Source organism: Nitrosomonas marina (assembly GCF_900110145.1).
Taxonomy (GTDB): Bacteria; Pseudomonadota; Gammaproteobacteria; order Burkholderiales; family Nitrosomonadaceae; genus Nitrosomonas; species Nitrosomonas marina.
Genome location: NZ_FOCP01000037.1, coordinates 1 through 12644, shown reverse-complemented (window position 1 = coordinate 12644; position 12644 = coordinate 1). Strand labels below are relative to the sequence as shown.

At 46.8% G+C, this 12644-nt stretch carries 15 protein-coding genes and 1 riboswitch; of the genes, 2 read left to right on the top strand and 13 right to left on the bottom strand.

Features of this window, described 5'->3' with window-relative positions; translation table 11 throughout:
- The 12 genes from BMX44_RS15570 to btuB form a co-directional block, all read right to left on the bottom strand.
- Positions 1-488: hypothetical protein (locus BMX44_RS15570; protein WP_143056974.1), on the bottom strand; the 488-nt coding region annotated here is incomplete at its 3' end.
- Positions 489-1012: 524 nt separating this feature from the next.
- Positions 1013-1789, bottom strand: a complete 777-nt coding sequence (locus tag BMX44_RS15565) for an adenosylcobinamide-GDP ribazoletransferase (protein ID WP_245738970.1) — start codon at positions 1787-1789, stop codon at positions 1013-1015.
- On the bottom strand, positions 1774-2403 hold the full coding sequence (locus BMX44_RS15560) for a histidine phosphatase family protein (RefSeq protein WP_090634717.1): 630 nt from the start codon (positions 2401-2403) through the stop codon (positions 1774-1776). The genes BMX44_RS15565 and BMX44_RS15560 overlap by 16 nt, the downstream gene beginning before the upstream one ends.
- 3 nt (positions 2404-2406) lie before the next feature.
- The gene (gene cobT / locus BMX44_RS15555) at positions 2407-3447 is read right to left on the bottom strand and encodes a nicotinate-nucleotide--dimethylbenzimidazole phosphoribosyltransferase (RefSeq protein ID WP_090634716.1); all 1041 of its coding nucleotides are present in this window, start codon (positions 3445-3447) and stop codon (positions 2407-2409) included.
- A 28-nt stretch (positions 3448-3475) separates the two neighbouring features.
- Entirely contained in the window at positions 3476-4003 is a 528-nt protein-coding gene (cobU, locus tag BMX44_RS15550) for a bifunctional adenosylcobinamide kinase/adenosylcobinamide-phosphate guanylyltransferase (RefSeq protein WP_177167787.1), read from the bottom strand.
- Between the two features lie 123 nt (positions 4004-4126).
- On the bottom strand, positions 4127-5158 hold the full coding sequence (cobD, locus tag BMX44_RS15545) for a threonine-phosphate decarboxylase CobD (RefSeq protein ID WP_245738969.1): 1032 nt from the start codon (positions 5156-5158) through the stop codon (positions 4127-4129).
- Positions 5136-6047: an adenosylcobinamide-phosphate synthase CbiB gene (cbiB, locus tag BMX44_RS15540; RefSeq protein WP_090634712.1), complete on the bottom strand. Its 912-nt coding sequence runs from the start codon at positions 6045-6047 to the stop codon at positions 5136-5138. Before cbiB ends, cobD begins: the two co-directional genes overlap by 23 nt.
- Complete coding sequence (bluB, locus tag BMX44_RS15535; protein WP_090634710.1) at positions 6044-6700, bottom strand: 5,6-dimethylbenzimidazole synthase; 657 nt, start codon at positions 6698-6700, stop codon at positions 6044-6046. Before bluB ends, cbiB begins: the two co-directional genes overlap by 4 nt.
- Positions 6697-7992: a cobyrinic acid a,c-diamide synthase CobB gene (locus BMX44_RS15530; RefSeq protein ID WP_218143993.1), complete on the bottom strand. Its 1296-nt coding sequence runs from the start codon at positions 7990-7992 to the stop codon at positions 6697-6699. The genes bluB and BMX44_RS15530 overlap by 4 nt, the downstream gene beginning before the upstream one ends.
- Complete coding sequence (cobO, locus tag BMX44_RS15525) at positions 7989-8594, bottom strand: cob(I)yrinic acid a,c-diamide adenosyltransferase (protein ID WP_090634709.1); 606 nt, start codon at positions 8592-8594, stop codon at positions 7989-7991. The genes BMX44_RS15530 and cobO overlap by 4 nt, the downstream gene beginning before the upstream one ends.
- 3 nt (positions 8595-8597) lie before the next feature.
- Positions 8598-9173: a hypothetical protein gene (locus BMX44_RS15520; RefSeq protein ID WP_090634707.1), complete on the bottom strand. Its 576-nt coding sequence runs from the start codon at positions 9171-9173 to the stop codon at positions 8598-8600.
- A 22-nt stretch (positions 9174-9195) separates the two neighbouring features.
- Positions 9196-11088 carry a TonB-dependent vitamin B12 receptor gene (gene btuB / locus BMX44_RS15515; protein ID WP_090634705.1) on the bottom strand — a complete coding sequence of 631 codons (1893 nt, stop codon included), beginning with the start codon at positions 11086-11088 and terminating at the stop codon, positions 9196-9198.
- Between the two features lie 115 nt (positions 11089-11203).
- Positions 11204-11439, bottom strand: a riboswitch (cobalamin riboswitch).
- Positions 11440-11573: 134 nt separating this feature from the next.
- Between btuB and BMX44_RS16660 the strand changes: the two genes are divergently transcribed.
- Together BMX44_RS16660 and BMX44_RS16955 are read left to right on the top strand one after the other, a co-directional pair.
- On the top strand, positions 11574-11807 hold the full coding sequence (locus tag BMX44_RS16660; protein WP_143056973.1) for a hypothetical protein: 234 nt from the start codon (positions 11574-11576) through the stop codon (positions 11805-11807).
- 225 nt (positions 11808-12032) lie between these two features.
- A complete protein-coding gene (locus tag BMX44_RS16955) occupies positions 12033-12188 on the top strand; it encodes a hypothetical protein (RefSeq protein WP_177167786.1) in 156 nt (51 codons plus the stop codon).
- A 196-nt stretch (positions 12189-12384) separates the two neighbouring features.
- Here the strand turns inward: BMX44_RS16955 and BMX44_RS15500 are convergent.
- Positions 12385-12644, bottom strand: a 260-nt coding sequence (locus tag BMX44_RS15500; RefSeq protein WP_218143992.1) for an Arm DNA-binding domain-containing protein, incomplete at its 5' end; no start/stop codon positions are given.

Genomic DNA, 12644 nt, shown 5'->3' with positions numbered 1-12644 from the left:
CTTGTTCCGAGAAACTCAAATGTTGTTATTCCCAAAACGCTGAAAATTCCGGCACCAAATGACGCATTCTGAATTTCACCCATTCCATCAGCAAAGCGGTTACCTGAAACACCATCCACATTTGAGCTAGCTGTGCTGTTCAGTACCGATGTATTGATATCGAACACATCAAGCGATGTCACGGGACCCAGAGATACGCCACCGGAAGCGCCCGCAAAAACAGTGGTTTTGCTTTCGTTATAGGGTGGCGGCGCGACCCCTTGCGATAACTGATCGACTCCAGCCGGATTTCCATTCAGAAGATCCACAATATTCTGAGAGGCAAAATCAAGGTCGACCTGTAAACCATAGCCCTCGCTTTTTCCCTGAATTACTGTTGCATGCGAAGAAACCGCAAAAAGCAAGGCTGCTATTAAAACCATACCCATACTCAAAAATTTCTTTGCAGGCAAATTAAGGCCTGCATATTTCTCTAACATACCTGACATAAATTCTCCTCTTTTGAAAAAATTAGCCTGACGGAATGAGCAGTCATAGCTTAATCAGCAAAAAACATGCCATAACAGAAAGCCGTTGCGTTTTATATCCCTGACATTTCACGCAATTCTTTTACAGATATACACTGCAAATAAAACCGACTATTTTAGTCAACTATTAACAATATTGCTCAAATGGTTATTTTATGCTTTTAAAAAAATCACCTTGAACTCATTCAATAGCACATCACATATAACAACGTCTTCTATTTGAAATTTTAGAGCGGCAAAATAATGAAAAGCATGTTATTTGCTTTAGATTCATGGCTGACGTTGCTTAAAAAATATACATTTTCCTTGTCTGTAAATAAACTGAAAAAAATGGAGAATTTTTAAAAACCGACATAACAGGAAGGAAGGTAGTGTCGCCTACAGTTAGAGCCTACTTAAAAACTCAGCAATTTTTTATTGACCAATGAACCATGATTCGCTGAATTTCTGAATAAGCTCTATTGTGCCTGATTGAATTTTTGAATTTAATCCAGAATCCATAATACTGCAGTGAGTATGATACCAAGCTCTGATATTTCAACTAACGCACCAGTAGTATCACCGGTGGTTCCATGAATGCGTTGTATCATAAGCCGGCGTAACAGTAAAAATATCACGGCGGCTGCGAACAGCAGCCAAATGTAATCGAAGCTCGTCAAGTACACTAGTAATACTGGTGTTGTCGTCACCACTAATGTATTCAGTACGTACGGCTGATGATTTGCCAAAGTTGCGCCTAAGCCCGGGTTGCGTACATAAGGCGTAGTCAAAAACAACAAGACGACTAGTGCTCTAGCCAGTACAGCTGCATAAATGATTACAATACCCTGTTGCGCGATAATTAAAGTATGCAGTGCAGCAAATTTTAGTAAAACCAGCAAAATGACGGCCGTCACACCAGCGGCACCACAATGCGGATCCTTCATGATTGCAAGTGTTTTATCTGTGTCTCCCATACCGCCTACCCAGGCATCAGCACTGTCTGCCAAGCCGTCCAGATGTAAACCACCTGTTAACAAAATCCAACTCGCCGTTAAAACAGCTGCGGCGACCAGTGGCGGTGATGTATCAAGTAGTCCACACAGTAATGCCAGAATCCAGCCAATGATTAAACCGACAAGCGGATAAAACAACAGTGAATGGCCAAGTGTTTTTTCGTCCGGCATGGATGCAAGGCGAACTGGCAGGCTGGTCAGAAATTGTAGTGCGACCAGGAAAGCGCACAACATACGCATGGTAAAAATCATCAATCGGTGTAACATGTACCGAAATTTACACAGAAAATATTGCTGCTCCGTTTTAATTCAATTGACTGCAGCATTGCAAAAGGGACCACATATTCCAAAAGATGTGTCAATGGCTTATTGTGGATATGGCAGAACAATACACGCATTACGCCGCCGTGAACGATCAATAAGATGCGCCGCTTGTTTTGATTGTGTTCAGTCACACATTGCGACAATATATCTTGCCATGCATCTATTACGCGTGCGCTGAAATCCGCTAAAGGCTCGGATTCTGGCGGCGAATGATCGAATGGGTTTTTCCAAAAAAGCGTTAGCGCATCGGCGTCATTCTGCATTATTTCGGTGGCACTACGTCCCTCCCAGATACCGAAATGTATCTCTCGAAATCGAGCCTCCTCAACCAGAGGTATATCATAATTTTCGGCTAAAGCGTGTGCAAATGATGAGCAGCGATAGAGTGGTGATGTGACAATCTGATTCCATTGTTGCGGCATTTGCGCCACACGTCGTTGCATTTGCTGCCAGCCCGTGTCGCTTAGATGCGCCTCGGTACTGCCATAAAAACGGCCCGGTGAAACAGTTTCACCGTGTCTGAGTAAATCAATCTGCGCTACGGTCGTTTCAGCCATACTTTAAGTGCGGTTCTCAACGCGCGCAGACGTGAATGTTGCCATTTCGTTATGTAACGCACAGGCCTGACGCAACAAGCTGATCGCCAGCGCTGCGCCGCTACCTTCACCGAGACGCATGCTCAAATCAAACAAAGGATCGGCCTTGAGTGCTTGAAGTATAAAAATGTGACCGGGCTCAGCACTGCGATGTGCGAATAAAAACCAGCGACAGCTATGTGGACGAATCGATTCGGCGGTCAATGCTGCAACCGAACTGATAAATCCGTCAATCATCACCGGTATTCGCAACTGTGCACAACGAATATAAGCTCCAACCAGTGCGGCAATCTCAAAACCTCCCAAGCGGCGCAATGCTTCCAGCGGAATTGCGGTATAAGCATGGTGCCGTTGAAGCGCACGAACGATTACATTGGTTTTATGCATAATACCCTGCTCGTTAAGGCCACTACCCGGCCCTACCAGCTGTGCTGGTTCGATATCGAGTAGGGCACACGCCAGCGCGGTGGCGCTAGTGGTATTTCCAATACCCATATCACCACCTACAAATAATTGTTGTTTGTATTTGTAGGCACGTTCTGCATATTCACGTCCAATCGCCAGCGCTGCAGCAAGTTGTTTGTTATCTAAAGCAGCTGTATGTAGAAAATTTCTCGTGCCGGGTCCGAGCGGTTGATGGCTAATTTCATATAATGCCAATTGGCTTTTTTCGAGCGGATAGCGCGTGCCCAGGTTGACAATATCCAACCGTGCATCCAATATGCGCGCCAAGACGTTAATTGCAGCACCACCCGAGGCAAAATTTAATAGCATCTGACCAGTAACCGTTTGTGGATAGGCTGAAACTTGTTCATCGGCAACGCCATGATCGGCAGCAAAAACTGTAATCTGCACATGGTCGACGGCAGGCTGGTCCGTATGCTGCATGGCAGCCAATTGAATCGCCAGTTCTTCCAGTCGACCCAAAGCACCAGTGGGTTTGGTCAGGTTATCCTGACGTTGCCGGGCTGACTGACGCGATTTTTCATCTAAAACTGCTGGCATTTTATTTAGCCAGTCTAACGTTAAGGCTTCATGCACGGATGCCACCTTTAAGAAAATGCGGCAGACCCGCGATTGTCAGTATGACATGCTGGCATTGCTGTGCGAGCAATTGATGCAGTTTGCCAGCCTCTTCGCAGTAGCGACGCGTTAATTCACCCATTGGAACGACGCCCATACTGGTTTCATTGCTGACCAAAATAACAGGCCCCGGCAATTGCGGCAAAAGGGACAATAAAGCCATACGTTGCCGTTCAAATAAAGTGTCATCTTCATGCAATAACAGATTGGTCAACCAAAGAGTTAAGCAGTCTACCAGGATGCATTTATCCGTTTCGGCGTTTTGCTGCAAAGTATCGGCGAGATATACCGGCTCTTCGATAACGTACCAATGTTTGGGGCGGTTAGCACGGTGCAACGCTATGCGCGCCTGCATTTCATCATCTTCTGAAGTTGCTGTAGCAATATAGGTAACTGGCAAATGCGTCTGAATTGCAAGCTTTTCTGCCATACGACTTTTGCCGGAACGAATACCGCCCAGAATCAGTGTCTTGTCCATAATTATCAGATATTACTGTGTAGATGTTCGGTTAGCCAGCGCGGATGAGTACCTGAGAAATATTCGAAGCACCGAATTACACGCGTCGGCATTTTAAAGTTTTTATTCTCGATCATGCTTTGACTATACTGTTCGCAGTACATTGGAAAGTGATGCATCCAGCCGTTGCCAATCAGAGTCAGTACACGGCAGGCCAAAACGCAAACTTGGCGGATCATCAAACAAACGTACCAAAATACCCTGATAAGCAAGTTTTTCAAAGAGTTCACTGGCATTCTCGCAACGTATCCACTGAAAGAACGCACAACCGCCGTCAGGTCTGAGACCATGTTGAGAGAGCAATAAATACAGGCGGCGACCAGCCTGTTGCAAGAACTGCCGCGCTGTATGTTGCCAGTCGGAGTCCAGTAATGCCTGAATGGCCATCCAGCGTGCAGGTGTGCTGACGGCCCACGGGCCAAGCCGATGATTGAGCGCAGTCAACAGCTCGGAATGCGCACAGACAAAGCCAACGCGTGCACCGGCCAACCCAAAAAATTTCCCAAGAGAACGCAACACAATTAACCCTGGTTTTGTCGCATAGGAAACGATGCTGGATTCAGGCGTGGCATCCATATAGGCTTCATCGACAATTAGCCAGCCGCCGCTTTCGATCAATCGCTTGTGCCATGCCATTAGCTGCGACGTTTGAAAAGTGGCCCCGGTAGGGTTATTGGGATGAATCAGCACCAATACATCTGTTTCCGGTAGTACAGAGCTGATTTGTTCAGGTGCTAGCGGTGTAACCGTATGGCCAAAACGCCGCCACATTGCGGCATGTTCTGCATAACCTGGTGTAAGCACGCCAACACGGGACGATGGCCGCAATTGCGGCAGAATCTGAATGGCAGCCTGAGAGCCGGCCGTCGGTAGCAAGGCATCCGCACCGTAATATCGGCATGCGACGGCATTCAGTTCGTCGATATCTTCCGGTAATCGCGACCAGGTCGAAGCGGGGGGAATTTTGACCGGCCAGCTGTTCGGATTGATGCCAGTGGACAGATCGAGCCACTGTTTCATCGGGATGTCAAAACAAATTGCCGCTTCACGTAAGCGTCCCCCATGATGCAGTATGCCGGAGCCGTGTTTCCGATCAAACGGATGTTGAGTATTCAATACACCGCTCCCCAACGTAAATGATCATCAACCAAAAAAATAAAGAACGCCGGATCAGGTGAAGCGCTGCCTCGATATCTGTAATAACCGGTGTACGCTCCGTACCAAGAATAGCGCGATGTTCCAGTTTCCCATGATAACGAGCAGGTCCTCCGAGTGAAATATTCAGGCTACCTGCTCCTGCCGCCATAACAGAGCCAGCATTTGGACTTTTCCAGACTGATCCCTGTTTAAACCAGCACGCAAAAGCGTTGCTCGAATTGCCCATTAGCGCGTAACTCAAGGCCGTTAACCGAGCCGGAATGTAGTTCAGGCAGTCGTCCAAACGCGCTGCCGCCCAGCCAAAACGATGGTAACGCGTATTACGATAACCCCACATGGCGTCTAATGTGTTGATCAAGCGGTATGCGACCACGCCAGCCGCACCAGCCACAACAAACCAGAATATCGCACCAAAAATTGCATCATTGCCATTTTCAAGAACAGATTCTATCGTGCCCTTAGTGATATCGGTTCGATTAAGACCGGCCGTGTCGCGGCTTACCAATAAGCTTAAACGTTCACTTGCCAAAAACAAATTTTCTTCGAGTAGTGCGTTTTTGACCGACCTGGCATGCATTGTCAGGCTATTCCAACCGATCGCGAGATATAACACCACGATATCGATAATGATGGAATTTATTAAGAGCTGGATAAACTCAATCAGCACAACCGGCAGCAGGACGAGCAACAGAACGGCATGGATACCGTTTTTCTTCGAACAAGCATAAATGCGATGTTCAATAGCCAAGGCTGCATTACCAAACCCCACAAGCGGATGAAAACGACGCGGCTCTCCGAACCATGCATCCAGTACCGACGCTGCGAGAACAATTAATGCGGCACTCATAATTCAGTGCTGTTCCAGGTATTTTGAAACACCAGCTCGCACAACGGACGTTCATCTGCCCAACCATTTAGCTTAAGCATTGGTGCAGGATAAAATGCATCAACATGACCAAGACATATAATTGCGACAGGTTTGCTGCCAGGTGGCATATTCAGCAGTCGCGCGAGCTGTACGGGATCAAATAATGATACCCAGCCCATGCCAAGGCCTTCTGCGCGAGCCGCAAGCCACATATTCTGAATGGCGCAGGCCACGGAAGCCAGATCCATTTCAGGCATAGTTCGTCTGCCGAAAATATGCTGTTCTCGCTTATCGCTCAATGCCGCCACAAACAATTCCCCGCATTCTCGAATACCTTCAACTTTCATTTCCATGAATTGATTGCTTCGTTTACCCAAAGCTTCAGCTGTATGGAGCCTCTCTTCGTCTACCAGCAATGCAAGTTTTTGACGCAAGTCATGATCTTTAATATGGATAAATCTCCACGGTTGCATTAGACCAACGCTTGGTGCTTGATGAGCGGCGGCAAGCAAATGTTTTAACACAGTCGGATCGACCGGGTCTGGTCGAAAATGACGCATGTCGCGGCGCTCAGCTATGGCACGGTAAACGGCTAAACGTTCGGACTTGCTATAACGATGATCGTTGCTCATGGTTGAAATAATGCGGCGACAACAGCGGGATTGGATGGAAAATACCAGTGAATATAAGAGGCAGTTAATTTACCGTCCTGAAATATTGGCTCCGGCTTTAGGCTTTTCCGTGTGGGTTGCGTCAAGCTGGATGATTCAAGTGATGTTTCCAACTTCGAATAATGAAAAGTGTGGCCACGCAATTCACCGTTAGGAAACGTTCCCGAATGCAGGCCCAAATTAACTAAACGGTTTTGCATGGTGGCTTTGCCGGGAAGAATATCCATCATATTACCTTGCTGCCCGCTGCTATCAGTTAATGTGGTTAGCAAATAGAGCATTCCGCCGCATTCAGCAACAATGGCTTTTCCTGCGGCATGATGGTCACGAATCGCCTCTCGCATGGTTTGATTGGTCGCCAGCTTTTCCAGGTGTAACTCAGGATAGCCACCTGGTAGATAAAGGCTGTCTGCATCTGGCAATACTCTGTCATTTAACGGGGAAAAAGCCATCAGTTTTGCGCCCATGGCTTGTAGTAGGTTTAAATTGGCGCGGTAGATAAATGAAAATGCGTTGTCTGATGCGACAGCAATGCGAACGTTTTTAAGCGTATGAGGCAACGCATTAAGCGCGACACCCGGCGCACTAAAGGCAACCGCTTGTGGTAATGTGTTTAACGCTGTTTCCTCTGAAAACTGTCGTGCAAATTTATCCAGGCGTCGATCGATATCATCGACTTCATCAGCCTGAACCAGGCCTAAATGGCGACTGGGTATCAGGCTGTTTTGTTCGCTAAAGATTGCGCCGAACCAGGGCAGATCGGGCGATAAACTTTCTTGCAGCATTTCTGCATGCGATTTGCTGGCGACCCGGTTGGCTAATATTCCGGCAAAATGTAAATCAGGCCGATATGTGGCCAAACCATGCGCAACCGCACCAAACGTTTGAGCCATAGCAGTTGCGTCAATAACAGCAAGGACGGGAATACCGAATGCCGCTGCAATGTCCGCACTAGATGGTTCGCCATCGAAGAGCCCCATGACACCTTCGATCAGAATCAAATCTGCTCTACTCGCGGCCTGATACAATAGTTGTTGGCAATGTGCTTTACCACCCATCCATAAATCTAATTGATACACCGGGTTGCCGGAGGCTTGCTCCAGAATCATCGGGTCCAGAAAATCCGGTCCGATTTTAAACACATGCACACGGCGGCCTTGATTACGATGTAGTCTTGCCAATGCAGCTGTTATGGTTGTTTTGCCCTGACCAGAAGCAGGCGCTGACACTAGCAGCGCGGGACAGTGTTTCACAAATCAATGCCTTTTTGTGCGGTTATGCCTGCTCGAAAAGCATGCTTGATGTCATTCATTTCAGTGACGGTATCTGCCGCTTCGAGCAAATCTTTCGGTGCGGCACGCCCGGTAATCACCACATGTTGCATGGGTGGGCGGCTTCCCAGGTCGGTTAATACAGTTTCCAAATCTAACCAGCCAAATTTGAGTGGATAGGTCAGCTCATCCAATACCACCAGGTTCAGCGATGGATCTTGTAGCATTTCACGTACCACCGCCCAACCTTTTTTTGCCGTTTCGATATCACGTACCAAATTTTGTGTTTCCCAGGTAAAGCCTTCACCCAGAACGTGCCAGACGACACTGTCTTGCTGACGGAAAAAAGCTTCTTCGCCAGTGTCTGAACGCCCCTTGATGAACTGCGCGACCCCCGCTTTCATGCCATGACCAAGAATGCGCGCTACCATGCCAAATGCAGAGCTTGACTTGCCTTTACCGTTGCCGGTGAGCACCAGTAGCAAGCCTTTCTCCTGGTCTGCACGAGCGATAGCTTTATCTACCACTTCTTTTTTACGCTGCATACGATTGCGATGACGCTGTTCTCGATTTGGCTTTTCCATAGGTTATCCCGCAGTCGTATGGCGTTTGTTAGATGGGATTAACACACACGCAGCATGTATCGCTACCGCAATAGCAACATAAAAGACAAATGCCTCGAAAAAGAGCGGCAGGTGCTTCATAAATCGCTCGCTAAATTCAACCAGTGTTTTTTCTTCGAAATGACCAGAGAACAAATAGAATCCGCCGCTGGAAAACATTCTACATACCAAGGTACTTACGATAAGACTCAAGGAAAGCGGCAGGAAAGTGCGCCACGAGAAACCGTGCTGATTGGCGTACCAACGACCGGCAAGCCAGAGCGAAGCGTACGCAGGTAATAAAAAGAAATAAGCCGGTGTCAGGCAAAAGCCACTCGCACCGCCCCAGGTATATCCCGCAAAATCCAGTATCCAAGCGAACGTGAAAAATCCGGGTAGTAACCAGGCTGAACGCAAATACACACCAGCAAGAAAGAATACTGCCCAAGAAGCACTGGGCAGGTTTTGCAGGGAAGCGAAATGATGACCACGTGTGACGATCATGAGTAAAGCAAGTAAGACGCCGATTATGATTTGATTGCGAGTGGCTAGTGCCAGCATGTTTTATGTCCTCTACAATGAGTTAGCTTGATGGTTGATAACGTAGTGTGACGAAAAAATTTCGTCCGGGTTGGTTAAAGAAAGAAGCGGTTTCGTAGTGTTTATCAAATAAATTCTCAATGCGTCCCTGCAGACGCCAGTTTTTATTGATGCGGTATTCTGAGCGCAGGTCTAAACGGGTATAGCTATCCAGTTTGCGTGTATTCGACAAATTATCAAAGCGTTCACCTTCGGCCAAAAACATCGCTCCGATGGTGATTTTGTCAAAGAAGGTACGATTGGTGTCCAGGCGAAAAGTCTGCTCCGCACGTCTGGCCAGTACATTACCCCTGTTTGCACCGGAAGAACGGTTTTCAGGGTCAAGGAAAGTCAGATTTCCATTAATCCACCAACCTTTGATCCGGGTGTTAACAACGGCTTCAAGGCCGCGGATACGCGCTTTATCGACGTTATCAGGAAAGAATCTTTCTGTTGCATCATCAAATGCAGTTGCGATTAAATTATCGATGTGGGTTTCATACACATTCAATGACCATGCCCCCCAGTCTTTTTTTCCCTTGATACCGAGTTCATAACTGCGTGATTCCTCAGGGCGCAGATTGGGATTGCCAAAGCCAGGAAAATAAAGCTCGTTAAATGTCGGCGCTTTATAGGCGCTACCGAAATTGGCAGTAATTCGTGTATTGTCCGAAATAGGATAACCCCACCCGGCCCCACCTGTGACACGGCCGCCAAATTGCTGGTTTTCATCATGGCGTAATGAAAATTGCATGTCATGCTTGGCAAATCTTGCTTGATGTTGACCAAAAACCGCCCAATTGTTACGGGATGTGATAGCGTAGTCCGCCGTGCTTTCGACATGATCATTTTGGTAATCAAACCCCAAGGTGGTGAGATGATTTTTGCCAAAGGTCAAGTCATTGAGTAACGTGACATTGTCACGACGAGTATTAAATTGGCTGAAAAAATCCCTCCCCTGAAAATTATCTGAATTTTGTTTACTACGGCCAGCAATCACACTGGCACGCCACAAATCGGTAAGTGAATAGCGTACGATACCACCAAGAACCTGCTGTGTGATGATAGATCTGTTCGGACTAAAAGAGCTGCCATCAAATTGTGTTCTGCCCGCTGAGTGCATAAAATTGGCATCAATTTCTAGTCCATTCTTAAAGCGATAACCTGCTCGTGCAGAACCTGCAATATTACGGTAGCCGTCGCGGTCTGGTTCATTGGTAAAACAACCGGCACCACCAGGAGATGGCTTGCCATTGCAAGCGTTAAATCCATTGCTGCCTTGCCCGCTGGCGGTTAGATTAAACCAACCCTGTTTGTTACGCCCTGATAGTCCAGCCGAGCCATTGATGGAACCATAACTGCCGCCACCAAAACTAAAGTTGGGCGTTAAACCAGTTCTACCTTCACCTTTGCGTGTAAAAATGTGGATAACACCACCAATAGCTTCAGAACCATATAAGCTAGATCGTGGACCGCGCACGATTTCAATACGTTCAATCTGCTCTATCGGAATGTTCTGGAATGCCGTGGTGCCACTGGTTGCTGAGCCGACTTTGATGTTATCAATCATCACCAACAAATGATCAGCGTTAGTACCACGCAAGAAAACGGACGTATTTTTTCCTGGCCCACCTTTATTGGCGATGCTAACGCCTGGCAAACCACGAAACAAATCCTGAATTGAGCGTGCTTGTTGACGTTCAATGTCTGCACGCGAAACGACAGTTACCGAGGCTAGCGAACTATCCGCCGTCTGAGATGTTCGCGTTGCGGTGACTATAATTGGTTTTTCTTGATTAGTATATGAATCTGTTTCTGCGAAAGCAGTTGTAAAGACGATTGTTGCGGCTGCGCCCATTGAACGCACAGCCGTCGCCGAATACCGGCAAATAGGCATATTTCTCCTCCGCGCCGCCCGCGCGTGATCTGTTTTTTAAGACTTGCAGAGGATAATGACCTAAAAGCCAGTGCAGATAATATGATATACCGCGATCCGTCAATTGCCCTCCGCAATACCGTGTGTACTTCAGGCCGGTCTCCGGACTCATGAGCGGAACGTTCCATACTTACGCCTTCCCATACGCATTGCTGTACAGTGGCTCGATGCAAGTCTTTAAGAAAAATAATTTTCTAACTCATTTACCGTTGCGGGGGCAGTGCTGGCTTTGTACGAAATCGATCGCGAACGCACCAGCTTCCCGTTTAACCTTCAATGTATATTAAAGGCACCCGAGGTAGGGCGCGAAGACTACAGAAACAGTCCATGCGTGTCAAGTCCATACCTGCAATGAAGTGATGTCACTGGTACGGGTTATCAACCCTGGATGAATACGAATTTCAAATTTTTCCCAGAAAAAATAAACATTCTGAGAGGCTCAAACATTGATTGACAGCAGAATGGCAAGAGCAGGACTGAATTGGACAGTTCGGGAACCAGCATTAAAGGCGAATGTAATGCCAAATACGGTTATTAATTTTGAAAAAGACCGCGGCGTTAATTCATCGACGATAAAGGCATTAAGGCTGCATTTCTTGAGACTGGCCTTGTGCGATTTGATAGCGACAACCTGCATTTGGGTTGATAAGAATTCTGCCACTGACGGGATGAGCGATTAGTTCAACAGGGCAACAAAAGCGATTGACATTATTTATATGTTGCGTTGATATATGTGCATGCTCAAGCGTTACCACAACAAATTCTTTGCCTTAACCCAATAATGCACTTGACCAAATCACACATTCCGAACTAAGATTTTCAGGTGTGACTTGTGGCTGATGAAGTTTCAACGTGACATTAGATTTATTGATCAACACCTTATTTTAAAAACAAAGGAGATTTTCATGAGATATACGTTCTTAGTTACCATCCTTTTAGTTTTAGCTGGTACAGCCCTATTATCTGGATGCGGCGAACCTAAGCCCTATAATAAACCACCAAGCTTATATGAGGATCCTGAATCAGGTGAAAGACTGGGAGCCCCTCCTGGTAAAGAATAAGCTGATCGATTCTCAAACGGCTCCTGTCAGTTTTCAGGGGCTGTTTTCAGGGGCTGCTTGCTACTTAATAAAATTTCACGCTTTCAACACAGTCCTCGTCAACAGGTTGCACCGTTTCATTCTCTCTTGTCGTACACCAGAAATAATTATAGCTCGCCGCCACAGGTATGGACATTTTTAGCGTGCCACTCAAGCGCTATGGCTTTGAAAGTGTTCTCAGCTGCATAACGAGCAGCTTCTTTTTAACCACCTTGATTAGTGAAGGATCGGAATTGTTAGCAAGATGATTTTTGGCTTCATCACGTTTCTTTCTGGCTTCTTTCAAACTGACATCAGGATATGAGCCAAAGGCTAATGTCTTTGAGCTATAGTCAAATCTGGTGTATGGAGAATCAAGCGGCCTGCTGCTTTTGATCCCCATTTTGTTTAACGCCGTCAACGAATTTTGCACCTTCA

Bases quoted from the DNA above. Each gene is read 5' to 3' on its own strand.
- cobO (WP_090634709.1), bottom strand. From the start codon at position 8,594: ATGGAAAAGCCAAATCGAGAACAGCGTCATCGCAATCGTATGCAGCGT.
- BMX44_RS15560 (WP_090634717.1), bottom strand. From the start codon at position 2,403: ATGGCTGAAACGACCGTAGCGCAGATTGATTTACTCAGACACGGTGAA.
- BMX44_RS15520 (WP_090634707.1), bottom strand. From the start codon at position 9,173: ATGCTGGCACTAGCCACTCGCAATCAAATCATAATCGGCGTCTTACTT.
- btuB (WP_090634705.1), bottom strand. From the start codon at position 11,088: ATGCCTATTTGCCGGTATTCGGCGACGGCTGTGCGTTCAATGGGCGCA.
- cobT (WP_090634716.1), bottom strand. From the start codon at position 3,447: ATGCCAGCAGTTTTAGATGAAAAATCGCGTCAGTCAGCCCGGCAACGT.
- BMX44_RS15565 (WP_245738970.1), bottom strand. From the start codon at position 1,789: ATGTTACACCGATTGATGATTTTTACCATGCGTATGTTGTGCGCTTTC.
- BMX44_RS16955 (WP_177167786.1), top strand. From the start codon at position 12,033: ATGAGATATACGTTCTTAGTTACCATCCTTTTAGTTTTAGCTGGTACA.
- cobU (WP_177167787.1), bottom strand. From the start codon at position 4,003: ATGGACAAGACACTGATTCTGGGCGGTATTCGTTCCGGCAAAAGTCGT.
- cbiB (WP_090634712.1), bottom strand. From the start codon at position 6,047: ATGAGTGCCGCATTAATTGTTCTCGCAGCGTCGGTACTGGATGCATGG.
- bluB (WP_090634710.1), bottom strand. From the start codon at position 6,700: ATGAGCAACGATCATCGTTATAGCAAGTCCGAACGTTTAGCCGTTTAC.